Raw genomic sequence first — 25,732 nt, 5'->3', positions numbered from 1 at the left:
AAACGGGGTATGCCTGTGTTTGGCATACCCCGCGGTTGATCAGGCAAACTGGTTCATCGTATTGTCTTTACCGCCCGCTTTCAGTGCGGCTTCACCGGCAAAATACTCTTTGTGGTTGTCGCCGATGTCCGAACCCGCCATATTTTGGTGTTTCACACAGGCGATGCCGTTGCGGATTTCCTGACGCTGAACGTTTTTCACATAAGCCAGCATACCTTCTTCGGCGAAGTAGCCTTTTGCCAAAGTGTCGGTAGACAGCGCAGCAGTATGGTAAGTGGGCAGGGTAATCAAGTGATGGAAGATACCTGCTTGTGCCGAAGCGTCTTTTTGGAAAGTACGGATTTTCTCGTCCGCTTCTTTCGCCAATTCGCTGTCGTCATAATCCGCGCTCATCAGCTTGTCGCGCTCGTAAGCCGATACATCTTTGCCTGCTTCTTTCCACGCATCAAACACTTGCTGACGGAAATTCAAGGTCCAGTTAAAGGACGGGCTGTTGTTGTACACCAATTTGGCATTGGGAATGGTTTCGCGGATTTTGTCCACCATTTCTTTAATCTGACCGATATGCGGTTTTTCGGTTTCAATCCACAGCAAATCCGCGCCGTTTTGCAGCGAAGTGATGCAGTCCAGCACCACGCGCTCCACGCCTGTGCCTTTGCGGAATTGGAACAGATTGCTTGCCAAACGGGTGGGCTTGATGGTTTTGCCGTTGGTACGCACCACCACATCGCCCGCTTTGATTTGGCTGATGTCGGTGATTTCTTCACCTTCCAAGAAGCTGTTGTATTGGTCGCCCAAATCGCCTTCTTCGGCAGAAAATGCGATTTGCTTGGTCAAGCCTGCGCCCAAAGAGTCGGTACGCGCCACAATCACGCCGTCATCGACGCCCAATTCCAAGAATGCGTAACGCACGGCATTGATTTTCGCCAAAAAGTCCACATGCGGAACGGTTACTTTGCCGTCTTGGTGACCACATTGTTTTTCATCAGACACTTGGTTTTCAATTTGAATACAGCACGCGCCCGCTTCAATCATTTTTTTCGCCAGCAGATAAGTGGCTTCGGCATTACCGAAACCCGCGTCAATATCGGCGATAATCGGCACAACATGGGTTTCGTAATTGTTGATTTGGTTCAGCAATTCTTCTTCTTTGGCTTTGTCGCCTGCGGCGCGGGCGTTGTCCAAAGCGGTAAACAGCAAATCCAGTTCACGCGCATCGGCTTGGCGCAGGAAAGTGTACAGCTCTTCAATCAGCGCAGGCACAGAAGTTTTTTCGTGCATGGATTGGTCAGGCAGGGGGCCAAACTCGGAACGCAGCGCGGCTACCATCCAACCAGACAGGTAGAGATAACGCTTATTGGTGCTTTTTTGATGTTTTTTGATGGAAATCAGCTTTTGCTGTCCGACAAAACCGTGCCAGCAGCCCAAAGATTGGGTGTAATTGGCTGAATCGGCATCGTATTCCGCCATGTCGCGGCGCATAATCGCGGCGGTGTATTTGGCGATGTCCAAACCCGTTTTGAAACGGTTTTGCAGGCGCATACGGGCAACGTATTCGGGATTGATGGCTGCCCAGCTTGCGCCTTGTGCATCGGTTAAGGCGGCGGCAGATTGAACGGTTTGCTGGTAATTGCTCATAAATGAAGCTCCAAGTGTAGGTAATGTGAAGATTTTTCTTGTGAAACCGAATTCAAAACACCTGTTGAAACGGGTGTAATGCGGCGTAGGCAAACTATACGAAATTTATTGTCTGATTGACAAGTATAATGCGGTGGTTTGCCATAAATATGCTGGTTTTTTAATAAAAGTGAATTTTTATGCCAATTGTGTGATGTGATTTACATATCCATACACTTTTTTTGCAAAACAATGCCTTATGTAAAGTAGGCGCGTGATGCGGCTGCGTTTTGGATAAAAACAGGCTAAAATAAGCAGTTTGAATTTTTTTGCCGCGCCATGTCCCAGCTTCCCGATATCGCCCAATGTATTGAGCAAAATTTGGATAAGTATTTTCATGATTTGCAAGGGGAAAATCCGTCTGATGTGTATGCGATGGTGTTGTTGCAGGTGGAACGTCCGCTATTGGGCTATGTGCTGAACATGTGCGGCGGCAACCAGTCGCAGGCAGCACGGATATTGGGCTTGAACCGCAATACGCTGCGTAAGAAACTGGCAGAACAGGGCTTATTAGTAGAATAAGCAATCGGTAGATAGGTGGTATCTGTTGAATGGAATGGTTTTTGTTTTATCTGTAATTTGTTGATGTTGATAAGGAATATTTTATGCCGAAAATCCAACGCGCTTTAATCAGTTTGTCCGACAAAACGGGGGCGGTAGAATTTGCCCGCGCTTTGCACGAGCTGGGGGTGGAAATCCTTTCTACGGGCGGCACTGCCAAGCTGCTTGCCGATAACGATATTCCCGTGATTGAAGTGGCTGATTATACGGGATTTCCCGAAATGCTGGACGGACGTGTGAAAACCCTGCACCCGAAAATCCACGGCGGGATTTTGGGGCGGCGCGATGTGGGTGAACACGTTGAAAAAATGGCGGAACACGGCATCGGCAATATTGATTTGGTGTGTGTGAACCTGTATCCGTTTGCGGCGACCATTGCCAAACCGGGCTGTACGCTGGAAGATGCGGTGGAAAACATTGATATCGGCGGACCGACTATGGTGCGTTCCGCCGCGAAAAACTGGAAACACGTTGCCATTGTAACCGATAACGGCGATTTTGAGCCGATTGTCGCCGAAATGAGCGAAAATGACGGCAAATTGTCGGAAAAAACCCGTTTTGCGCTATCGTGCAAGGCGTTTAGCCACACGGCGCAGTATGACGGCATGATTTCCAATTATTTAACCAGTGTTTCGCCTGATAAATTGGACGGCGAGCCGCAAATCGGGACGTTTCCCGCGCAGTTTAACCAAAGCTGGTTGAAAGTTCAGGAAATGCGTTATGGCGAAAATCCGCACCAGCACGCGGCGTTTTACCGCGATGTTTATCCTGCGGCGGGCAGCTTGAGTGCTTACACGCAGTTGCAAGGTAAGGAATTGTCTTATAACAATATTGCCGATGCCGATGCCGCTTGGGAAGCGGTTAAGTCGTTTGATGCGCCTGCTTGTGTGATTGTCAAACACGCCAATCCTTGCGGCGTGGCGGTGGCGGATACGCCCTTGAATGCGTATAAATTGGCGTTTGCAACGGATACCACCAGCGCATTTGGCGGCATTATTGCGTTTAACCGCGAAGTGGATGCCGATACGGTGGAAGCGGTAACGGGGCAGTTTTTGGAAGTGCTGATGGCGCCGAAGTTTACCGATGCTGCCAAAGAGCTGATTGCCAATAAGAAAAATGTGCGTGTGTTGGAAATTCCTTTGGCGGCGGGGGCGAACCGTTTTGAATTGAAACGTGTGGGCGGCGGTTTGTTGCTGCAATCACCCGATTTGCACCGTTTACAGCGTGAAGACGTGAAAGTGGTGTCCAAACGCCAACCTACCGAGCAGGAATGGCAGGATTTGCTGTTTGTGTGGAATGTTGCCAAGTTTGTGAAATCCAATGCGATTGTGTTTGGTAAGGGTGGACAGACTTACGGCATTGGCGCGGGTCAGATGAGCCGTGTGGATTCTACGCGCATTGCGGCGCGTAAGGCGCAGGATGGCGGTTTTGATTTGCAAGGCGCGTGCGCGGCTTCCGATGCGTTTTTCCCGTTCCGTGATGGTGTGGATGTGATTGCTGAACAAGGCATTAAGGCGGTGATTCACCCCGGTGGTTCGGTGCGCGATGAAGAAGTGTTTGCCGCTGCAGACGAACACGGCATGGCAATGGTGGTAACGGGCGTGCGCCATTTCCGCCACTAATTTTGATTGCTGAACTTAAATCCCGCCGAATCATGATGATTGGGCGGGATTTTTTTGCGGGATTTACATGGGCGAAACATTCACATCGGAAGCATTGCCGACAATACGCACACGCCGTCCGGGGGTAAAGCCTGCTTCTTGTTTTTGTACCACCACGATTTCATTGCCGTCGTCTTTGCGGATAACCATTTCCAAAGAATTGACCAAAGCGGCTTTTTGTTCCAATTTGCTGCCCAGCAGCGAGCCGGCAATCGCGCCTACCGTACCCATAATGGCACTGCCGCGTCCGCCGCCCACCGATGAGCCGGCAATACCGCCGATAATCCCGCCGCCAAGCGACCCGACCGCACCCGAATGGGGGGCTTGGATTTGCACGGGGCGCACCGATACGATGGTACCGTAGCTGATGTTACGCATTTCTTTGGCTTGATTGCCACGGTAAACATTGCCACCATATACATCGGTATTGGCGCAGCCCGATACGGCAAGCATGGCAGCCAGTGCCGCGCTTAAAGTCAGTTTTTTCATGATGATTCCTTTCTTGTTTGAAACAAGGTTTGGTTTGATGGCGGAATATACCGCAAGTGTGGTGGCGCAACAATCTGTTTAGCGGTATTTAACCTTATTGCACAAATATTTAACACCTTATATGAATAACAACGCGCCCGAAACCTTGTGGGCTTCGGGCGCGGCAAAACGGAAAATTAACCCAGTTGTGCCAACAGGCGTTCGGCCTCGGCTTTCACTTCGCCGCTGGATTCGGCAACCAGTTCGCCCAAGGTTTCCCGTGCGGCGGACAGGTCTTCAATTTCCACATACATTTTCGCCAGCTCCAATTTGGCTTCCTGCGGTTCTTCTGTGCCTACGGCTTCGGAAACGAAACCGACATTGGACAATGCAGGTTCGTCGTCTGCCCCCCAATTGGCATCAAAGTTTTCCAATTCGGTCAAATCGGTACTGCCGTTGCCGTTACCGTTGGCGGCAAAGTCGTCTTCGGCGATGTGCAGGCTGTCCAAATCGTTTAACCACGATTCTTCTTCGGGCAGGGCGTCGCCCATGGCGGTGGCGGCTTGATTTGCCAACACGCGGTCCACGGCATCCAATTCATGCTCGCTGTCGTCGGGCAGGCTTAAGTCAAAATCTGCCAAGCCATTGTCTGCCGCGCTGTCCAAATGGGTTTCGGGGGTTTCCACCACCAGTTTGGGCGTGGCATTGCTGACGGGGGTCAGTACGTCTGCCATGTTCAAATCGGCGAGTTTGGCGGCGAGTTTTTCGTCCAGCAGGGAAGACAAACCGGTGTCGCTATTGGGTTTGTCGGCAGGCTGCTCAAACGGCTCGGCTGCGCCGAAATCGGCTTGGGCGGGTGGGGTGGTTACCACGGTGTCGCCATAGTCAAAATCGCTGAAATCGCCAAAATCCATATCGGCGACGGCGGCTGCGGCAGGTTCGGCAGCGGGTGCGGCGGGCTTGGGTGCGGGGGGGGTATCGGTAACGAAAGCATCCAAGCCGCTAAAGTCCAAGTCGTCCAAGGCAGGCGCAGCGCCGATGGCGGCGGTTTCGATGTCGTTCAGGGCGAAATCGGGCAAATCGTCTGCTGGGGGGGCAGCAGCGGTGCTGGGGGCGGCGGCGGGTTTTTCTTCCACCAAACTGTCCAAACCGCTGAAGTCCAAATCGCCAAAATCGGGCAGGGAAGTGTCGGCTGCTTGTTGTGGGGCGGCAGGCAAATCATCCATGCCGGGCAAATCCAAGCCGTCCAATGCGGCAGCGGCAAGCGCGTCCAAATCGTCTGCAGCGGCAGGCGCGGCGGCGGGTGTTTCGGGCAGGCTGAAATCGTCAAACGACAAACCGTCCAAACCGCTGTTGTCGGGCATGGCGGACATATCCACGCTGTCGGGCGGGGGCAGCTCAAACGAGTCCAAATCCTGCAAGGCGGCATCGGCAAGCGAATCCAAATCATCGGCAGGCGCGGGCGCAGCAGGGGTGTCTTCCAGTACCAAATCGTCTAAAGAATCAAAAGACAAATCGGCAAAACCGGAATTTTGGCTCGGCACGGATACGGATGAAACGTGCGGTTGTTGCGGCTGTGCGGCATCGGGCAGTTCAAAACTGTCCAAGCCTTCCAGTGCGGATTGGGCGAAAGCGTCCAAATCGTCCATGGCGGGGGCGGCAGCGGCTGCTGCAGGGGCGGCGGGAATATCGTCCAAATTGAAATCGCCGAAGTCGCCAAAATCGCCCAAGCTGTCATCGGCGGCGGGTGCGGGTGTGGCAGCGGGTGCGGCAGGCGCGGGGCTGTCGTCCAAATTGAAATCGCCAAAGTCACCAAAATCGCCGAATTCGTCATCGCTGACGACAAATTCGTTTTCTTTGGCAAGATTCGGGGCGGCAGCGGCAGCGTTTTCTTTTTCTACCGACCAATCATCTACTTCAAAATCGCTGCCCAAGCCGTCTGACGTGCCTTCTTTTTCCAAAGACCAGTCGTCCACTTCAAAATCGTTGCCGCTGTCGGCAGGCGCGGCATGGGTTTTGCCTGCACCTTCCAGCCAATCCCAATTGTCGTCCGCATCGGCAGCAGGTGCGGCGGCATCGGTTTGGGCGGGGCTGTCTGAACCGAAGAACACGCCGTCGTCTTCTTCGGCAACATAATCGGCAGTGGCGGCAGCACCTGCCGCGCCCACAGCAGCGGCTGCTGCGGTGCTGCCGTGTGATTCTACCGCAGCGCGGGCGCGGGACAAATCGTCTTTGGCGCGTTGGGCGGTGCTGGAAGGCTCTTTATCCACATCCCATTGGTCGTCATCATCACCATCGATAATGACATCGTCATCATCAATGTAATCATCATCAGGGGCGTATGCGGAAGCATCATTACCGCCTTGCTGACGGCGGCGGCGCATCAGCAGCAAACCGCCTGCCACCAAACCGCCTACGGCAAGCGCACCTGCGCCCGCCATCGCCCACATCAGGGTATTGTCGCTTTCTTCACCTTCTTCTTCCACCACTTCCGATGCGCCGTTGTTGGCAACAGGCGGCGGAGTGGGGACGGGCGGCGGCACCACGGCGGCAGATACGTCTGATGAAGCGGTGTCCGACACGGCAGCAGTGGCAGAAGCGGCATCCGACACTGTTGGGGGAGTTTGTGCGGAAGCGGCGGCAGACGATACGGCATTGGGCGCGTCATTAACCGAAGCTGCGGTTTGCGGCGGCGGCGAAGCCTCTTGCGGCACCGTTTCCTGCGGGGGAGGCGGCGGCGGTGGGGGAGGTGGGGGCGGCGGCGGTGCCACACTCGGTTGCGGCGGCGTTACCGGTGCCACCGAAGACGGCGCAACTGCATTCGGTTGCGGTGCGGGCGCGGCAGGCGCAGGTATCGGACGCGGGGCAGGTGCGGCACGGTGTTGCGGCGCGGCGGCAGACTGTTGCTGCTGCGCTGCCCGTTGTGCATACACATGCCATTGTGCTTCAGTGGGGATATACAGGGTAACGCTGCGGCGCACGGTGGTGCCGTGGCGGAACGCGCGCGGATTTGCCATCACCAAAGCACGCATGGCGGTTTGCTGGCTCATATTGTGCGGACGGTAACGTGCCGCAATATCTGCCAGTTTTTCGCCCGCATATGCACGGTGGCGGCGCGGCGTTACCGCGGCTTTGCTCGGTTTTTTCACTTTTGCCGTTTCCGCGTTGCGCTGTTGCGGCTCGGCGGCGGGTTTTCGTTCGGCTTTTTCTTGTGCGCGGGTTTTGGTTTTTTCGCTGGGTGTCGCTTTGGGCTGGCTATCGTTTTCGGTTTTTTTCTTTTCAATAAAATCTTGGTTAATCGGTACTTTTACCCCTTTTTCGGCAGAAGGTTTCGCTTCGGCGCGGGGTTTTTCCGGTTTGGGCTTGGGTTCGGCTTTGGGTTTGGCGGGTTTGTAGCGCGGCGGGTCCAGCAATGCCGTGTATTGGCGCGTTTGCTGACCTGCGCTCACGGTAAACGACAATACCGGTTCGTGTACCGGTGTGGCAGAACGCAGATGTACCGTTACCGTACCGTTACCGTTTTTGGAAACACTGCCGCGCACCCCGCCCGAAACGCTCAGCCTGCCGCCTTCCATCAAAGCTTTGGCCTCATCGCCGCTTACGGTAATGCTGCCGGCAAAAGGCTCGCCCAAATGGGAACGCACGTTCAGCCCGCCCATTGCCCCCCATGCGCTAACCGATGCCGCCAACGATACGGAAGCAACAATGATCTTGATATTGGTATTCAAAATTTATCTCCCATCCGGGATACCGGTTTCTTGGTTGATTGCAAATAGGCGTTATGATAGCGGGTTACTGGCTTGTCTGCCAAGTAAAAAACGCGTTTTGTTTAACACCGCTTAACCCAAAAGCACAAAACAACACAGGGTATTTTGTCTGCACCTGCCGCTTGCGGCAGCAGCCAAAACCGTAAAATTGCAGGCAAAAATCGCCCGAATGTGCGGATATGCGGACGTTTGTCCCGTTTGGCGCGGTGCAAAACAGTGTGTAACCAATTGCCAACAAAACAGACAGACTGTAACAAAACCCCAAACACTGCTATGATGCCGTGCTAAAGCGTGTGCGGCAGCGGCTGCCGTTTATCCGTAAAATAATTTTCAGTTCAAGGAAGATTTGTGAAAGCACTCAGCGACTTTTTAGCATTATTTTTGTTTTTTATTACCTATTCCCTAACCAAAGACATGGTGGCAGCGACTGCCGTTGCCGTGGTTATCGGCTTGGCACAAGCTGCCTACACATGGTGGAAAACCAAAACTTTAAGTGCCATGCAGTGGGTGAGCCTGATTGTGGTGGTGGTATTTGGCGGCGCCACCATTTTATTGAAAGATTCCGTCTATATTATGCTCAAAACCACCGTTATCTGCTGGATTAGCGCCATTGCCGTGTTGGTGTGTCAGTTTATGGGCAAAAACGGCTTAAAAATGCTGATGGGCAGCGAATTAAGCTTGCCCGAAAACGTATGGACACGCCTATCGTATGCGTGGGCGGGATTTTTCTTTGTGATGGGCGTGGTCAATTTGGCGATTGCCTATCCGTTTACCCCAGAGCGCGAAGCGTTTTGGGTAGATTTTAAATTTTACGTTTACCTGCCGATTACGCTGGTTTTTTCCATCGCGCAGGGCGTGTACATTATGCGCCATCTGCCCAAAACACAGGACAAATAAACAATGTTGTACGTTTTTCTTGCCACCGATAATGATAACAGCGGCGAAGCCCGCGCCCAAGCGCGTGAAGCCCATTTGGCGCGTTTGCGCGAATTGCAGGCGCAAAACCGCCTGTTTACCGCAGGTCCCACGCCCATGCCCGACAGCCAAGACGGTACGGTATCGGGCAGTTTGATTATCGCCGATTTTGATGATTTGGACGCCGCCGAAGCATGGATTCAAAACGACCCTTATGTAGATGCGGGCGTGTATGCCGAAGTGATGATTCGCCCTTATGTGAAAGTGTTTCCTGATGAATGAAGCCGAACACATGGAACGCGAAATGGCGCAGTGCTTGGCAGATTTGTCGCCCGAAGTGTTTGAATTCCGCGACGACAGCCACCTGCACATCGGACACGCGGGCAACCGTGGCGGCGGACATTACGCGCTGACTGTGGTCAGTACACATTTTGAAGGCGTATCGCGGCTGGCGCGGCAGCGCATGGTGCAGCAGCGTTTGCAGGAAGCGTTTGCACAAGGGCGCATTCACGCGCTGTCGCTGACGGCAAAAACGCCTGCCGAGTTTTTTGGTTTATAATGCCGTGTTTTGTCAAAATTTGTTCCTAATTATCTTAAATGAACTAATTATCTTAATGAATTGAAAGAAAGGTTGAACATGAAAATGCGTTTGTACCAAAAGGCAGCGGCAACGGCTCTTTTGCTGGTGTCTGCCGCCCTTTCCGCCCAAACGGTGGTAACGGTAAACGGCACGCCTGTGGACAGCAAAGACGTTGAACGCCGCGCCCGAATTTTCCAAGCCAACAGCAACGGTCAGATTCAGGACGGACCCGAACTGCGCAACGAAATCACCCGCGAGCTGATTATTGAAACGCTGGTTACGCAAGAAGCCAAACGGTTAAAACTGGACAAGGGCAGCGATTATCAAAAAATGGAATCCGAAGCCCTTAAAGCCCTCAAAGCCGAAGGCTTGGACAAAGACAAAAACTTTCAGCAAAATTGGGCAGATTACCGCAATCATTTATTGATGCGGGCTTATGCTTTGGATATTGCGCGTAAAAATCCCATTAGCGATGCCGAATTGCGCCAACAATACCAGCGCATTGCCGATTATTACCGCAACAGCGAAGAAGTACAGCTGGGTTTGATTGTAACCGATAAGGCGGAGCAGGCACGCGCCGCTTTAAAAGAACTGAAAGCCAAGAAAAAGTTTTCTGAAGTGGCGGTAAAATACAGCCTGCGTGCCGATGCCAAACAAACAGGCGGTATTGACCCCGAATACATGCCTTTGAAAAACCTGAAAGAACAAAATCCGACCGTGTATCAGGCAGTATCGGGCTTAGGTAAGGGACAGTACACCCCATCGCCGCTGCAAGAAGGCAATATCGGTTTGATTTTGTATGTGAACGACAAACGCAAAGTGCAATTGCCCGCGTTTGAGGCACTCAAACCCGAAATCGAACAAAACCTGCATCAAATCCATTGGGATGCGGCGGTAGATGCTTTGGGACAAAAAGCCAAAATCGTGCCTGCCAAATAAACCTGCGGGTTAGGGCGTGTCCCTATTTGCTTTGTTGAGCGGTTTTTTGAGTAAAAATCCGCGCAAGGTTGTGGACACCTTGCAAGGATTTTTAACGCGGCAGACACGGATTTGTGCCAAAAATACTGTCGCATAAGTAGATAGGGACACGCCCTAATACGGCATTTGGTATTCCGTACAACAGTTGCCGCTGTTGTACGGTTTGTTTGTTTGCCGGTGTGCCCGTATCGGTTAAGATTCAGGCAGAGTGATGTTTTGTTTACTAGGGACAAGCCCTAAACCAATCTGTTAATTGGAGTGTTTTATCATGAGCAAACCCCGTGCTTTACTTTTGCCGGTGTCGCTGCTGGTGGCTTGGCAGCAGATGGCGCAGGCGCAAACACCCGATAAAAAAGGTGTGCTTCCTGCCGATGTGCAAAGCTGCACTTCCTTGTCTGACCGTAACAAACGCTTGGCGTGTTTTGACCGCCTGTTTGCCGATAGCGAAACGGCAGCCGTCAGCAGTCCTGAAATCCTTGCCGCCACCCCGTCTGTGGAAAACCTGCACAAAACCCCTTTGGATTTGGAACAAAGCTATATCGCCAGCAAAGAAAGCCGCAGCCCGCAAATTGTGTTGGCAGAAAAAGTGATGCCCGCATACACGCCTTTGAGCGATTTGTATGATTTGGATGCCAACAGCGCCGAAGGACTGCTGACCATACGCGAGCACCAGCCCACTTATATCCTGCCCGCGTGGTACAACAGCAGCCCCAATTACCGTCCGTATTCCCCCACCCGCGGCACGGTGAACAACGAAATCCAAGCCCAGCAGAAACGCTTGGAAACCAAAATGCAGATTTCGTTCAAAACCAAGATAATGGAAGATTTGTTTAAAACCCGCGCCGATTTGTGGTTTGGTTATACCCAGCAATCCAACTGGCAGATTTTCAATCAGGGGCGCAAATCCGCGCCGTTCCGCAACACCGATTATATGCCCGAGTTTTTCCTGACCCAGCCGGTAAAATCGCGTTTGCCTTGGGGTGGAAAGCTGCGGATGTTGGGTGCGGGCATCGTCCATCAGTCTAACGGGCAAAGCCGTCCCCTGTCGCGTTCATGGAACCGTGCGTATCTGATGGCAGGTATGGAATGGGGCAAACTCAGCGTAATACCGCGCTGGTGGCTGCGTATTGATAAAAAAGACCAACAGGACGACAACCCCGATATCGGACGTTATATGGGCTATGGCGACATCAAATTTGCCTACCGTTTTAACGATAAACAGAGTCTAACGTCCACCGTGCGTTACAATACCCGTCGCGGTCGCGGTGCCGTACAGATGGATTATGCCTTTCCGATTAAAGGTAAATTAAAGGCTTATGTGCAGGGTTTTCACGGCTATGGCGAAAACTTGAGCGACTACAACCACAAACAGACAGGCATCGGCATCGGGCTGATGTTTCAGGATTGGGATGGGATTTAAACCCGAATCCGCGCTTTTTGCGGCGGCGGTGCTGCCGCAATGCGCCACAAGCGGGCGGAAACGGGTATAATCGCCCGTTTCCGTTTTTTATTTGTAAACCAAACACAGAGACACTATGGCAGACAACGGTTTCGGCATCGGCAAAGCCGTAAAAAGATATTTGATTACCGGTGTATTGGTATGGCTGCCCATCGCCGTAACCATTTGGGTGCTTACCTATATTGTAAACATGGGCGACCGCCTGATTGCCCTGATTCCCAGCCAGTGGCAGCCTGCCAAATACATCGGTTTTACCTTTCCGGGCATGGGTGTGCTGGTGGCGGTGGTGCTGCTGTTTATTACCGGTATTTTGGCAGCCAACGTATTGGGGCGAAAAATTTTGGAAGGCTGGGATTCGCTGCTGGGGCGCATTCCCGTGGTGAAATCCATTTATTCCAGTGTAAAAAAAGTATCCGAATCCTTGTTGTCGGACAACAGCCGTTCGTTTAAAACGCCCGTGTTGGTACCGTTTCCGCAGCCCGATATTTGGACGATTGCCTTTATTTCGGGCAACCTGCCGCAAGCAGTAGCCAATGCGTTGCCCGAACAAGATGAATATGTTTCCGTGTATGTGCCGACCACGCCCAATCCTACGGGCGGTTACTATATTATGGTGCGCCGCCACGACATCCGCGAGCTGGATATGAGCGTGGACGATGCTTTGAAATATATTATTTCATTGGGGATGGTGATGCCTGAAGCGTTGCCTGTTAAGCAAAGCTAGGTTTTGAAAAATTTTAAAAAGGATTAAATGATGGAAAAGTATGATTTTGATGAAACGCCAGAATTGACAGATGATGAGCAAACACAATTTATTGGTAGAAAAATTTTTACCGACAAAATCGATTCTTCCATTTTTGAGTTGGCAAGACAATCCAGTAAGGGAAGATTGAAATTACAACCTGATTTTCAGCGTGATTATGTTTGGGACGTTAAAAAAGCCAGCCGCCTGATTGAGTCTGCTTTGTTAGGTGTGCCATTACCCATTGTTTATTTTGCGGAAGAAGATAACGATACCAAGTGTGTGATTGACGGGCAACAGCGTTTAATGTCTTTTTTCTCCTTTATGTCAGGCGTATTTCCTGATAAGCGTGAATTTAAATTAACGGGTTTGAATGTGCTGGCGGAATTAAATGGAAAAACATTTAAAGAATTGAGTGCTGAACAACAGGAAAAAATTGAAAATTATACGGTTCCTTCCGTTATTTTTAAGAAAGAATCCGATTCGGATTTGAAATTTGAAATTTTTGAACGTTTAAATACTGGTTCGGTACAGTTAAACGACCAAGAATTAAGAAATTGTATTTATCGTGGCGAACTGAATGAATTACTGAAAAAATTGTCGCAATATAAAGAATTTAAGGAATTGATGGGCTTTGATGAGCCTAGAATACGCATGGAAGATTGTGAATGGGTGTTGCGTTTTTGTGCCTTTTATTATTTCACCACTGAAAAATACAAACCTTCCATGAAAAATTTTATGAATCAGATGGCTAGAGAAGGACGTAATCTGTCTGAAAATGAGTTGCAGGAAATAGAAACTGCCTTTAAAAATGCTTGCCAAATGGCAAAAAGTATTTTTGGCGACCACGCATTTAAGCGTTATTATGCAGGCGAATCGCAAACGCAGCAAAACGGGCGTTGGGAAAGTAAAAGATTTAATGCTTCATTGTATGATATTGTTTTGAATTCGTTTGCCCGCCGTAAGAAAAATTCGCTGATGCGTCATGCCGATGCAATCCGTGAGGCGCTGATTGATTTAATGGTTAGCGATAGTGAATTTAATCAGGCGATTACGGCTTCTACCAGTTCGGAAAAACACGTTAAATTGCGCTTTCGAAAATGGAATGATGCATTAGATGCGATTTTGATGAATGAAACCGATGAACCGCGCACATTTTCCTTTCAGTTGAAAAAGCAAATGTGGGACAGCAATCCGACTTGCAGTATTTGTGGGAATCAGATTTTGAGTGTAGATGATGCTGCGTTAGACCATATTGAGCAATACTGGCGCGGTGGTAAAACTGTTCCCGAAAATGCACGTTTGGCGCACCGTTTCTGTAACAATAGCCGTTCACGGAAAGATTAGGTTTCAGGTAGCCTGAAAAATATTTACCAATTGATTAGTAAGGAAATTAAAAACTATGCGTACCAACTACTGCGGCTTAATCAGCGAGCAATATTTAGACCAAACCGTTACCGTCAAAGGCTGGGTACACCGCCGCCGCGACCACGGTGGAGTGATTTTCATTGACCTGCGCGACCGCGAAGGCACGGTGCAGGTGGTGATTGACCCCGATACCCCCGAAGCCTTTGCCACGGCAGACGCTTCGCGCAGCGAATATGTGTTGAGCATTACCGGACGTGTGCGCCGCCGCCCCGAAGGCACGGAAAACCCGAAAATGGTTTCAGGCAAAATCGAGATTTTGGGCAAAGAAATTGAAGTGCTGAACACCGCCGCCACACCGCCGTTTCCGATTGATGAAGAAAACATCAGCGAAAACGTGCGTTTGACCCACCGCGTGATTGACCTGCGCCGCCCACAAATGCAGCAAAACCTGCGCTTGCGTTATCAAGTGGCGATGGGCGTGCGCCGTTATTTGGACGAGCAGGGTTTTATTGATATTGAAACCCCCGTGCTGACCCGTTCCACCCCCGAAGGTGCGCGCGATTATTTGGTTCCCAGCCGTGTGCATCCAGGTGAATTTTTCGCGCTGCCGCAGTCGCCGCAGTTGTTTAAACAGCTGCTGATGGTAGCGGGTTTTGACCGTTATTATCAGATTACCAAATGTTTCCGCGATGAAGATTTGCGCGCCGACCGCCAGCCCGAATTTACCCAGATTGACTTGGAAACGTCTTTCCTGAACGAAGACGAAATCATGAGCATTACCGAAGGCATGGCAAAACAAGTGTTTAAAGATGCTTTGGGTGTGGATTTGGGCGATTTCCCGCGTATGCCGTTTAGCGAAGCCATGTTCTATTACGGTTCGGACAAGCCCGATATGCGCGTGTCGCTGAAGTTTACCGAGCTGACCGATGTGATGAAAACGGAAGAATTTAAGGTTTTCCGTGGCGCAGCCGATATGCAAGACGGGCGCGTGGTGGCATTGCGTGTGCCAAACGGCGCGAAACTGAGCCGTAAAGACATTGATGAATATACTAAATTTGTCGGCATTTACGGCGCGAAAGGTTTGGCGTACATCAAAGTAAACGATGTGTCCAATTTGAGCAACGGCGAAGAAAGCGGTTTGCAGTCGCCGATTGTAAAATTCCTGTCCGAGAGCTGCCTGAAAACCATTATTGAGCGCACGGGCGCACAAAACGGCGATTTGATTTTCTTTGGTGCGGACAAAGCCAAAATTGTCAATGAAGCCATTGGCGCGTTGCGCGTGAAAATCGGGCATGAACACGGCGCGGCGGACGGTTATTTTGTAGATGAATGGAAGCCCTTGTGGGTGGTGGATTTTCCGATGTTTGAATACGATGAGGAAAATCAACGCTATGCAGCAATGCACCACCCGTTCACTTCGCCGAAAGCGGGGCATGAAGATTTGATGGCGACTAGCCCCGAACAATGCTTGGCGCGTGCCTATGATATGGTGTTGAACGGTTGGGAAATCGGTGGCGGTTCAGTGCGTATCCACCGCGCCGATATTCAGGAAAAAGTGTTTGCCGCGTTGAACATCAGCCCTGAAGAGCAACAGGAAAAATTCGGCTTCCTGCTGGATAACCTGAAATACGGTGCGCCCCCGCACGGCGGTTTGGCGTTTGGTTTGGACCGTTTGGTGACACTGATGGCGGGTGCGGAATCCATCCGCGATGTGATTGCCTTCCCGAAAACCCAACGCGCCCAATGCCTGCTGACCAATGCACCGAATGCGGTGGACGATAAGCAGTTGCGTGAATTGAGTTTGCGCCTGCGTCAGAAAGCAACAGAAAATAAAGAAGCATAAGATTTTGATGTGATATGAAAAACGGTTGTTCTTTTCGGACAGCCGTTTTGGTTTAGATAAACCACAAAATCCGTTTGATGCGGTAAAAATATTTGGGTTCGGCAAATTCGTTTAAGCCGATAAAGCGGCAGAGCAGACGGAAATTGGCGATTTTGTCGAGATGTACGGTGGCGCTGGAACGGATACGGGCGTTGCCTTTTTTGTTTTTGGTGTAGATTTTGAGTTTGCCTTGATTAACGCTGATTTTGGCAATGTCGTCGCGGGCAATCACGGTGTCGTTTGCCACGATATGGCGGCGGTTGAGTTGTATCGCGCCAAAATTCAGGGTTTCATCGGTATCGTAGGTTTGGTTGAGCATGTGCATGGAATGGCTGAACAAATAGCTTTCAATCACATTGATGATTTTTTCGTTTTGGCGGAAAGCGGGGGGTAGGTGGTAGTGGTAGCCGTCGTCCAGCGTGATGGCGGTGTGTTTGCCGATGGTCAGGTTGAGCAAGCCATAACGCCAGCGGGCAATATACAGGCGCATATAGGGGCTGAAGTAAAAAGCATGTTTGCTGAAAAAACGTTTCTGTACCAATGCGTTGCTGTAAACATCAATACGGGTAAACAGGAAATTAAGCAACATGGCGGCAATTACCACCAGCAGAAAAATACCGATGGCGATTTGGTTGCCAGTAAGGTTGTCGATATTGCCACGCGCAGCAAGTAAAAACAGGGCGATGGGGGCGAGAATCAGCAGCGTCCAACCGCTTAAGCGCAGATGGGATTTGCCCGTGCTGAAACGGAATTCGCCAAGGGGGGCTTCGGGGTGTGTCATGATGCAACAAAACAGAAAAAAAGGTCAGCTTTGCGGGGGTAGGGCGTGGGGACGACGCAGCAGGTACAGTGAATATCCGATGCCTGTTGCCAATACCAACAGTACCACCGCCAATCCTGCGCGTACATCTACTTGTTGTCCGTGCGCCAGCCAATAGCCGCTCAAGCCCAATAATAAGGCAAACGAGCTGAAAAACAACAGGATAATTAAGGATTTTTGTAAAGGTGCGCGATGGGCTTCCAATATGAGGCGCACAGTGGGTGTGGCGCACAGGCTGCGGGTTCCCAATAGGGCGCACCACAGGGCGCAACAGGCAGGCGCGGCACTACCTGCCAATGCCCATACCGCAGGCAGGGCTTGCAACATCAACACCGCACCAATCCACACCGCCGCTGCCAAACACATGGCAAGTGAAGTGGCAGCAGGTGCGTTTTTCTTCAATAAGGGGCGCTTGGCAGCGTGTAGGGCAACATCGGGGTAATCGCGTTGGGCGCGGCGCAATGCTTTGGGCGACAACCAAAAATGTTGTCCGCTGGGCTGGGGCCAAATGGCGAACCAGCGGTTGAGCAGGGCATAGGCATGATGATGTTGCGGCTGTGCGTCCTTACCCAGCAAACGCCATGCCGTATAAGCCGCTGCAAGCGCAAGCAACAGGGGCAACAGCGGCGCAGCCAATGCGTTTACCCCAGCCAATATTCCTGCTAACAGTACGGGCAGCAGCGACAACAGCATTAAGGCGCAGTTTAACAAACGTTTTTGCAGCGCAGTAGGTGGATTGAAACGGGCAGTGATGTCGTTTAAGTAGAATGCGTAAAACAAAAACCATGCCCGTGCAAACAGATAGGCAGCAAAAAAGCCCGTGCCTGCGTCTGTGTCGTACACCCACCACGCCGCACCTGCTACAAACGGCAGCAGCCACCACACGGGCAAACTCCACAACAGCGGTTTACCGTTTAGTCTGCCGCTGTGGTGCAGATACAGTTCCAATGCCAGTGCTGCCAAGGGCAACAATAGGGCGATAAGGGCGCTCATGGCTGCTCCGTGGTGGCGGACGGGTGGGCGTACAACATAAATAAAGGGCTTTCGTGAATGCGGAAAACGCGCATTCTAACCGAAATCGCGCCAATGCGTGCAGCGCTGTGGCGGGTGGTGCGGCGGATTGGCAACACCTGTGCGCTTTGTGCTTGGGCATCCGCCGTTTCGGGGAACGATTATGGGTTTTCCCTTGGGTCGTTTGTTCCGCTTAACCATGTTTGCAGGGCTTGGGCATCGTTGATTTTCAGCAAGGCGGTTTCAGGCGCGGCGTTTTGTACGGTTAATTCGGTTTGGTGCAGCACGCCGTGGCGGAAAAAATGCACAATGTGCTGTTCGCCTGCTTCGGTTTGCGCCTGTGCGGTGAAATCGGTGCAGGCAAAACCATCTACGGCGATGATGCGGTCGTCTGGTTTGAGTCCTGCGGATTCGGCTGCGCCACCGTTAAACACATGGCTTAACAGCGCGTGTTGGGCTTCCTGACGGAAACGGCAACCCAAATCGGTATCGGGTTCGTTGTTGTCGGGGAATTCTGCCACCCATGCGCCTGTGTGCTGACGTGCCAAGGGATACAGGCGCATTTCCACGCCTGCTTGTTGCAAACAGGCGGCTACGGGCAAATCGTCAGTGCTGTGCAGGGCAGTGGCGAAAAATTCGCGCAAATCCAAACCCGTTACTTCTTGAACACAGGCTTCAAAATCGCCGTCTGCCAAACCTTTGCCGTTGTCGAGCCAGTTTTGATACAGGTGTTGCATTACATGGTCAAGGCTGTAGGGGCTGCGGGCGCGTATCAGTAAATCCAAGCACAAGGCAGTGAGTGCGCCCTGCTGGTAATAGCTGGTGATGGCGTTGGGGCTGTTTTCGTCTTGTTTGTAATATTTGTGCCACGCGCAAAAGGCGGATTGGGCGAGGGTTTGCCGTTTGCGCCCCGGCGTGCGCCATACGCGGGTGATGGTTTGTGCCAACAACTTGAGATAGTGTTCGGGGGAAATCACGCCGCTGCGTGCCAGCAATAAATCATCGTAATAAGAGGTGATGCCTTCAAAAATCCACAGTTGTTCGGTGTAGGTTTCGTGGTCCAAACGGTAGGGGATAAAGGCGGCGGGTTTGATGGATTTGACGTGCCATGAATGGAAGTATTCGTGCGAAATCAAGCCTAAAAGTTCGGTATAGGCAGGCGATTGGTCGGCGCGGCGGGAAGGTAGGGCGCGACGGTCAATGTGCAGGGCGGTGCTGCTGCGGTGTTCCAAACCGCCGTAAATATGCTCGCCAACGTGCAACAGAAACACATATTCGTCAAACGGGGCAGGCTGGGGGAAAAGATTGTGTGCGGCTTCGCAGATTTTGCGGGCATCGGCAATCAGGCGGTCGGGGTCGTAAGTGGGACGGTGTCCGCTAATCACAATGCGGTGTTCAATCCCGCTCACGTCAAACAGTAACACATCGTTATTCGCACCCATTTCAAAGGGGTGGTCAATCAATTCGGCGTAATCGGACGCGGTAAAGCTGTGTTCGCCATTGCTGGTCATGGCAGTGTGAATGCGCCATTCGGCAGGCAAACCTTGAAATTGTATGCTGTGGCTTTCTTCGGTGCGCTCGGGCAGGTATAAAAACAGGCACGCGCCGTCAATAAAACCGCGTTGGGTGTCCAGCAGCGAGGCGCGTACGGATAAGTCGTTGGCATACACGCTGTAGCTGATTTGCCAATTGCCGCTGCGGGCAGGAATCTGCCATTCGTTTTTGGCGGTTTGGGTCAGCAAAACGGGATTGTGGTTGCAGGTGGCGGCGATGGCGGTAATGTGGCGGGAAAAGTCGCGAATCATATAGCTGCCGGGGGTCCAGTTTGCCAGTTTCAGCGTTTGCGGAGTGTCGGCGCTGTGTTCAAACGACAGGGTAACGTGCCATTGGCGGGCGAGGGTGTCGGGGATAACGGTATAGTGAAGCATGGGGATTCCTTGAATGTTTTGCACCGTTGCGGCGGGGCAGAGTGTTAAGATTTGTTGCGGCGGGAAATTTTGACTTCTGTCAAAAAGCGTGCGGAAATTTTCGCTCTGCCCCGCCAAAGTCGCGTGTTTACGCGCAACAATGCGGGCAAAGGCGGCGTTTTACCATTATTTGTATTGGTAGGAAAGGGGGTTTTGTTTTAAAATGGCTGTTGGTTTATCTTTGCGTGTTTTAACGCAAAGGTTGTCGGACAGAAAAACCGGCCGTGTGTGCTTGTGCGCGTGCGGGCAAAACCGGAATAAAGAGATTTTAATTGCCATGTTAATGGAGATTGTTCATGGAAACGCAAACTTATAACTACAAAGTGGTGCGTCAGTTCGCCATCATGACAGTAGTTTGGGGCATCGTGGGCATGCTGGTGGGTGTGATTGCCGCCGCACAACTGCGCTGGCCCGAACTAAACCTGTCGGGAGTGGGCGAGTGGTTTCACTTCGGGCGTATTCGTCCACTGCACACCAACGCAGTGATTTTTGCCTTTGGCGGCTGCGGTTTGTTCGCCACCTCGTATTATGTGGTGCAACGAACCTGTAATGTGCGCTTGTTCGGCGAAAAATGGCACTTGCCCGCCATTACCTTCTGGGGTTGGCAGCTGGTGATTCTGCTGGCGGTGATTACCCTGCCTTTGGGCTACACTTCGGGCAAGGAATACGCCGAACTGGAATGGCCGATTGACATTCTGATTACCTTGGTTTGGGTGGCTTACGCCATTGTGTTTTTCGGTACGATTGCCACCCGTAAAATCAAGCACATTTATGTGGCAAACTGGTTTTACGGCGCGTTTATCTTGGCGGTTGCCCTGCTGCACATTGTGAACAGCCTTGCCATTCCCGCCGGTCCGATGAAATCCTATTCCGTGTACTCTGGCGCAATTGATGCCATGGTGCAATGGTGGTACGGACACAATGCCGTGGGCTTCTTCTTGACTGCCGCTTTCTTGGGCATGATGTACTACTTCGTCCCGAAACAGGCAGGTCGTCCCGTGTATTCTTACCGTTTGTCGGTAGTACACTTTTGGGCATTGATTTTTACCTATATGTGGGCAGGTCCGCACCACTTGCACTACACCGCTTTGCCCGACTGGACACAATCGCTGGGCATGGTGTTGTCGCTGATTCTGTTTGCACCGTCTTGGGGCGGCATGATTAACGGCATCATGACCTTATCGGGTGCATGGAGCAAACTGCGTACCGACCCGATTTTGAAATTCTTGGTGGTATCGCTGTCTTTCTACGGTATGTCCACCTTTGAAGGTCCGATGATGTCCATCAAATACATCAACGCCTTGAGCCACTATACCGATTGGACGGTAGGACACGTTCACTCCGGCGCATTGGGCTGGGTGGGTTTTGTGACCATTGGTTCTATTTACTATTTAGTACCGCGTCTGTTCGGTCGTCAAGAAATGTACAGCGTCAAACTGATTGACCTGCACTTTTGGATTGCCACCATCGGCGTGGTGTTGTATATCACCGCCATGTGGATTTCGGGTGTTACCCAAGGTTTGATGTGGCGTGAACTGAACCCTGACGGCACGCTGACCCATTCTTTTGTGGCTTCTGTAAGCGCATCTATGCCCTACTATGCCATTCGTGTGGCAGGTGGTGTGTTCTACTTGGCAGGTATGTTTATCATGGCATACAACGTGTACCGTACCATTGCGGCAGGCAAACCCGTTGATGCGGAAATCCCCGCACTTTCGCCCGCCCAACACCACTAAAGCAACAGAAAGAGTAGGCAAATCAAATGAAATTACAAGCATTGGTTGAAGAAAAAGTCGGTTTTCTGATTGCGTTTGTGCTGATGGTAATCAGTGTCGGTTTGTTGATTGAGGTGGTGCCGCTGTTTTTCAGCAAAGAAGTCACCACCCCCGTCAAAGGACTGAAACCTTACAATGCCTTGCAAGTGGCGGGACGCGATGTGTATGTGCGTGAAGGCTGTTACAACTGCCATTCGCAAATGATTCGTCCGTTCCGTGCCGAAACCGAGCGTTACGGTCACTATTCCGTGGCGGGCGAATCGGTGTACGACCACCCTTTCCAATGGGGTTCCAAGCGCACCGGTCCTGATTTGGCGCGTGTGGGCGGACGTTATTCGGACGAATGGCACCGCATCCACCTGATTAACCCGCGCGATGTCGTACCCGAATCCAATATGCCCGCTTTCCCGTGGCTGGCGCGTAATAAGGTAAACCCCGACCAAGTGGTGCGTCACATGAAGGCTTTGCGTGCGGTGGGTGTGCCGTATTCTGACGAAGAATTGGCAAAAGCCCCTGAAATGCTGCAGGACAAGTCCGAATTGGACGCGGTGGTGGCGTATTTGCAAGGCTTGGGTCTGGCATTGAAAGATAAGAGATAAAAGGTAAATAAATTATGGATTTGAATTCGGCACGGACGTTGTTTACCGTATGGGTGTTTGTGTGTTTTGCATTGGTGTTGTACATCGTGTTGAGCAAGCGCAATAAAGACGGTTATCAAGATGCGGCACGCAGTATTGTGGACGACCCCGATACGCCTGATGCGCCTGCCGAATCCCACCATAACAACGGAGCAAAATAATGGAATCACAATTCACGAGCAGCTTCTGGCATTGGTATATTGTTGCCATTGTCGTGGCGTCGTTTATCTTCGTTATTTGGGTATTGCTGTCGCAAGACAAGGTGAAGCCTTTGAAAAAAGGCGAAGAAGTCAAAACCACCGGTCATGCTTGGGACGGTATTGAGGAATACAACAATGGCTTGCCGCGCTGGTGGTTTTGGATGTTTATCTGTACCATTTTGTTTGGTATTGCCTATTTGTTTGCCTATCCGGGCTTGGGCGACTACCGCGGCTGGAAGTTCGCCGAAGGACATTGGAGCAGCAAAAACCAATACGAACAGGAAATGAAAGCTGCCGAACAGGAAGTGGCACCGCTGTATGCCAAATACGCGGGCATGCCTGTTGAGCAGGTGGCAAAAGATGCCGATGCGATGAAAATCGGTCAAAACCTGTTTAATACTTACTGTATTCAGTGCCACGGCTCGGACGCGCAAGGTTCGCGCGGTTTCCCGAACTTAACCGATACCGACTGGCTGTATGGCGGTACTGCCGAGCATATTCGTGAAAGTATCGAAAAAGGACGTGTGGGCGTGATGCAGCCTTGGGGTCCGAAGTTGGGCGAAGAGCGCGTTAAAGATGCGGCAAACTATGTGATGTCGCTGTCGGGTAAAGAGCATAATGAAGACCGTGCTTTGCGCGGTAAGGAAGTGTTTGCGGCAAACTGCGCGGTGTGCCACGGTGAAGACGGCGGCGGTAAGCAAAATATGGCACCGAACCTGACCGATGATGTGTGGTTGTGGGGCGGTAGCGAAAAAGCCATTATTGAAACCATTACCGGTGGTCGTCATAACCAAATGCCTGCATGGGGTGGTTTCTTGAGCAAAGAAAAAATCCACATGCTGACTGCCTATGTATGGGGTAAATCCCATCCTGACGGTAAAGGTTTGCCCACCGATACGCAAAATGCCGTAGGCGGTAAAGTGCCTGCCGCCGATAAAGCAGCAGCGGACAAACCCCAAGCGGCAGCATCGGTTGCTTCTGCGCCTGTGGCGGCTTCGCCTGTTGTGGCTTCCGCGCCCGCTGCTTCCGCGGTGATTGAGCAAGCTGTTGAAGCGTCTGCACCTGCTGCCGACAAAGCCGAAGTGAAGTTGGAAAACGGCGTGTTGAAGTTTTACTTTGCTACTGCCAGAAGCGATGTTGCGCCTGAAGCGGTAAAAGTGGCTGCCGAAGCGGTAAAAGCTGCTAAAGCGGGTAAGAAATTGGTGATTAGCGGTTTTGCCGACAGCACGGGTAATGCTGCTGCCAACGAGCGTTTGTCCAAACGCCGCGCCCAAGCCGTGCAAGCGTTTTTGGTGCAACAGGGCGTGAAAATCGAAAACATTGAATTGCGCAAACCTGAAAACACCACCGGTGCGAAAGGCAATAATGCCGAAGGTCGCCGCGTAGAGGTGAAAATCGAAGGCTGATTGGTCTTTTAAAAACACAGGCGTTGTCCGATTGGGGCAACGCCTTTTTTGCGGGTAAAACGACAAATGGTTTTACATCATTTGACTAATCTTGACGAAACATCGGCAGTTGCGGTTAAATGCCTTGAGTTTTGCTTGGTTTGAAATGTTTTGTTTGGCATTGGTTTAACCTGTGTAAAAAATAAATTATTTTAAATGGATAAGTAAAAACTGAAAATTCAATAACGTCTCTTTGGGACCATCAACGAAAGGTGTTTAACAATGAGTTACAACCCCATGTACATTACCTTCGGCATCTACCTGATAGCGGTGTTGCTGATTGGTTTGGCAGCGTATTTTTCTACGCGCAATTTTGACGATTATATTTTGGGCGGACGCAGCCTTGGCAGCTTTGTTACCGCTATGTCGGCGGGGGCATCGGATATGTCGGGCTGGCTGCTGATGGGCTTGCCTGGTGCGGTGTACCTGTCGGGCATGAGCGAAGCGTGGATTGCCATCGGCTTGACCGTGGGCGCGTATTTTAACTGGCGTTTGGTGGCGGGGCGTTTGCGCGTGCATACCGAGTTTAATAATAACGCTTTGACGTTGCCCGATTATTTTTTCCACCGCTTTGGTGCGAAAGGACAGGCGATGAAGGTGATTTCCGCCGCCATTATCCTGTTTTTCTTTACCATTTACTGCGCTTCGGGCGTAGTGGCGGGGGCGCGTTTGTTCCAAAGCCTGTTTGACATCAGCTACACGCAAGCGATGTGGCTGGGCGCGGGTGCAACCATTGCCTACACCTTTATCGGCGGCTTTTTGGCGGTAAGCTGGACAGACACCATTCAGGCAACACTGATGATTTTCGCGCTGATTTTAACGCCGATTATGGTGTATTTGGCATTGGGCGGCGCAGACGAAATGTCCGCCGCGCTTCAGGCAGCCGCGCAAAGCACGGGCAAGGAATACGCCAGCCTGTTGGCAGGTACGACACTGGTCGGCATTATTTCCACCGCCGCTTGGGGCTTGGGCTATTTCGGGCAACCGCATATTTTGGCGCGTTTTATGGCGGCGGAAAGCGTGAAATCGCTGCATCAGGCGCGCCGTATCGGCATGACTTGGATGGTGCTGTGTTTGGCGGGCGCGGTGGCGGTAGGTTATTTCGGCATCGCTTATTTCGGCAACAACCCCGACAAAGTAGCTGCGATGGCAGACAATCCCGAACGGATTTTTATTGCTTTAACCACTTTGCTGTTTAACCCGTGGGTGGCTGGCGTGATTTTGTCGGCGATTTTGGCGGCGGTAATGTCCACCTTGTCTTGCCAACTGCTGGTGTGTTCCAGCGCGATTACCGAAGACTTTTATAAAGGTTTTCTGCGCCCGAATGCGCCGCAAAATGAATTGGTGTGGGTGGGACGGATTATGGTGTTGGCGGTAGCGGTGATTGCGATTGTGATTGCCGCCGACCCTGACAGCAAAGTGTTGGGCTTGGTATCGTATGCGTGGGCAGGTTTTGGCGCAGCGTTTGGTCCTGTGGTGATTTTGTCGCTGCTGTGGAAACGCATGACCTCTGCGGGTGCGCTGGCGGGCATGATTGCGGGCGCGGTGGTGGTGGTGGCATGGAAGCCGCTGACTGGCAGCAGCCTGTATGAAATCGTACCGGGCTTTATCGTGTCGCTGCTGGCGATTGTGGCGGTATCGCTGATGGGCAAAGAACCCAGCGCAGAGGTACAACAACGCTTTGAGCAAGCTGATGAAGCATTTAAAAAAGCCGTGTAAAACGTTGGCATAGCCGCTAAAATCAGGCAGTCTGAAACGGAGAATCCGCTTTCAGGCTGCCTGAAACACTTTCAAACAGATAAAACCTTAAAGCAAGCG

At 51.6% G+C, this 25,732-nt stretch carries 21 protein-coding genes; 15 read left to right on the top strand and 6 right to left on the bottom strand.

The features are described from left to right. Positions 1-39: 39 nt before the first annotated feature. Positions 40-1,638, bottom strand: a complete 1,599-nt coding sequence (locus H3L98_RS08835) for an isocitrate lyase (RefSeq protein ID WP_027021698.1) — start codon at positions 1,636-1,638, stop codon at positions 40-42. 318 nt (positions 1,639-1,956) lie between these two features. On the opposite strand from H3L98_RS08835, the gene H3L98_RS08830 reads away from it, so the two are divergent. Both H3L98_RS08830 and purH read left to right on the top strand, forming a co-directional pair. Next, complete coding sequence (locus tag H3L98_RS08830; protein WP_027021697.1) at positions 1,957-2,199, top strand: Fis family transcriptional regulator; 243 nt, start codon at positions 1,957-1,959, stop codon at positions 2,197-2,199. An 83-nt stretch (positions 2,200-2,282) separates the two neighbouring features. Then, entirely contained in the window at positions 2,283-3,860 is a 1,578-nt protein-coding gene (gene purH, locus H3L98_RS08825; protein ID WP_027021696.1) for a bifunctional phosphoribosylaminoimidazolecarboxamide formyltransferase/IMP cyclohydrolase, read from the top strand. A 63-nt stretch (positions 3,861-3,923) separates the two neighbouring features. Here purH and H3L98_RS08820 read toward each other — a convergent pair whose 3' ends face one another. Continuing rightward, entirely contained in the window at positions 3,924-4,388 is a 465-nt protein-coding gene (locus tag H3L98_RS08820; protein ID WP_027021695.1) for an outer membrane lipoprotein, read from the bottom strand. A gap of 176 nt (positions 4,389-4,564) precedes the next feature. Then, positions 4,565-8,095, bottom strand: a complete 3,531-nt coding sequence (locus H3L98_RS08815; protein ID WP_156932231.1) for a motility hub landmark protein FimV — start codon at positions 8,093-8,095, stop codon at positions 4,565-4,567. Positions 8,096-8,482: 387 nt separating this feature from the next. Between H3L98_RS08815 and ispZ the strand changes: the two genes are divergently transcribed. From ispZ to aspS, 8 genes are all read left to right on the top strand, one after another. Continuing rightward, positions 8,483-9,031 carry a septation protein IspZ gene (ispZ, locus tag H3L98_RS08810; RefSeq protein ID WP_027021693.1) on the top strand — a complete coding sequence of 183 codons (549 nt, stop codon included), beginning with the start codon at positions 8,483-8,485 and terminating at the stop codon, positions 9,029-9,031. 3 nt (positions 9,032-9,034) lie between these two features. Continuing rightward, entirely contained in the window at positions 9,035-9,331 is a 297-nt protein-coding gene (locus H3L98_RS08805) for a YciI family protein (RefSeq protein ID WP_027021692.1), read from the top strand. After that, the gene (locus H3L98_RS08800; protein WP_034333114.1) at positions 9,324-9,608 is read left to right on the top strand and encodes a BolA family protein; all 285 of its coding nucleotides are present in this window, start codon (positions 9,324-9,326) and stop codon (positions 9,606-9,608) included. Before H3L98_RS08805 ends, H3L98_RS08800 begins: the two co-directional genes overlap by 8 nt. Positions 9,609-9,686: 78 nt before the next feature. After that, positions 9,687-10,568 (top strand): peptidylprolyl isomerase, encoded by an 882-nt coding sequence (locus H3L98_RS08795; RefSeq protein WP_051532012.1) that lies wholly within the window; start codon positions 9,687-9,689, stop codon positions 10,566-10,568. Positions 10,569-10,932: 364 nt separating this feature from the next. Next, on the top strand, positions 10,933-12,027 hold the full coding sequence (locus H3L98_RS08790; RefSeq protein ID WP_156932270.1) for a phospholipase A: 1,095 nt from the start codon (positions 10,933-10,935) through the stop codon (positions 12,025-12,027). Positions 12,028-12,142: 115 nt separating this feature from the next. Beyond that, positions 12,143-12,790 (top strand): DUF502 domain-containing protein, encoded by a 648-nt coding sequence (locus H3L98_RS08785; RefSeq protein ID WP_027021688.1) that lies wholly within the window; start codon positions 12,143-12,145, stop codon positions 12,788-12,790. A gap of 27 nt (positions 12,791-12,817) precedes the next feature. Continuing rightward, positions 12,818-14,155 carry a GmrSD restriction endonuclease domain-containing protein gene (locus H3L98_RS08780; RefSeq protein WP_027021687.1) on the top strand — a complete coding sequence of 446 codons (1,338 nt, stop codon included), beginning with the start codon at positions 12,818-12,820 and terminating at the stop codon, positions 14,153-14,155. Between the two features lie 55 nt (positions 14,156-14,210). Beyond that, a complete protein-coding gene (gene aspS, locus H3L98_RS08775; protein ID WP_027021686.1) occupies positions 14,211-16,019 on the top strand; it encodes an aspartate--tRNA ligase in 1,809 nt (602 codons plus the stop codon). 52 nt (positions 16,020-16,071) lie between these two features. Here the strand turns inward: aspS and H3L98_RS08770 are convergent, their stop codons facing one another. From H3L98_RS08770 to H3L98_RS08760, 3 genes are all read right to left on the bottom strand, one after another. Further along, complete coding sequence (locus H3L98_RS08770; protein WP_027021685.1) at positions 16,072-16,839, bottom strand: DUF6585 family protein; 768 nt, start codon at positions 16,837-16,839, stop codon at positions 16,072-16,074. A 24-nt stretch (positions 16,840-16,863) separates the two neighbouring features. After that, a complete protein-coding gene (locus tag H3L98_RS08765; protein WP_027021684.1) occupies positions 16,864-17,871 on the bottom strand; it encodes a hypothetical protein in 1,008 nt (335 codons plus the stop codon). Between the two features lie 179 nt (positions 17,872-18,050). Next, positions 18,051-19,817 (bottom strand): M61 family metallopeptidase, encoded by a 1,767-nt coding sequence (locus H3L98_RS08760; protein WP_027021683.1) that lies wholly within the window; start codon positions 19,815-19,817, stop codon positions 18,051-18,053. 335 nt (positions 19,818-20,152) lie between these two features. Here H3L98_RS08760 and ccoN point away from each other — a divergent pair, with 335 nt between their 5' ends. The 5 genes from ccoN to putP all read left to right on the top strand — a co-directional run bounded on the left by ccoN (position 20,153) and on the right by putP (position 25,633). Next, positions 20,153-21,592: a cytochrome-c oxidase, cbb3-type subunit I gene (ccoN, locus tag H3L98_RS08755; protein ID WP_027021682.1), complete on the top strand. Its 1,440-nt coding sequence runs from the start codon at positions 20,153-20,155 to the stop codon at positions 21,590-21,592. Between the two features lie 26 nt (positions 21,593-21,618). Further along, positions 21,619-22,230 carry a cytochrome-c oxidase, cbb3-type subunit II gene (ccoO, locus tag H3L98_RS08750; RefSeq protein WP_027021681.1) on the top strand — a complete coding sequence of 204 codons (612 nt, stop codon included), beginning with the start codon at positions 21,619-21,621 and terminating at the stop codon, positions 22,228-22,230. 14 nt (positions 22,231-22,244) lie between these two features. Further along, positions 22,245-22,430, top strand: a complete 186-nt coding sequence (locus tag H3L98_RS08745) for a cbb3-type cytochrome oxidase subunit 3 (RefSeq protein ID WP_027021680.1) — start codon at positions 22,245-22,247, stop codon at positions 22,428-22,430. Further along, entirely contained in the window at positions 22,430-23,875 is a 1,446-nt protein-coding gene (gene ccoP, locus H3L98_RS08740; RefSeq protein ID WP_084481847.1) for a cytochrome-c oxidase, cbb3-type subunit III, read from the top strand. The genes H3L98_RS08745 and ccoP overlap by 1 nt, the downstream gene beginning before the upstream one ends. 261 nt (positions 23,876-24,136) lie before the next feature. Beyond that, positions 24,137-25,633: a sodium/proline symporter PutP gene (gene putP, locus H3L98_RS08735; RefSeq protein WP_034333110.1), complete on the top strand. Its 1,497-nt coding sequence runs from the start codon at positions 24,137-24,139 to the stop codon at positions 25,631-25,633. Positions 25,634-25,732: the final 99 nt, after the last annotated feature.

This window comes from Conchiformibius steedae (genome assembly GCF_014054725.1).
Lineage (GTDB): Bacteria > Pseudomonadota > Gammaproteobacteria > Burkholderiales > Neisseriaceae > Conchiformibius > Conchiformibius steedae.
Note: the sequence above shows the minus strand (reverse complement) of the source record. Positions and strands in the feature narration are given on the sequence as shown.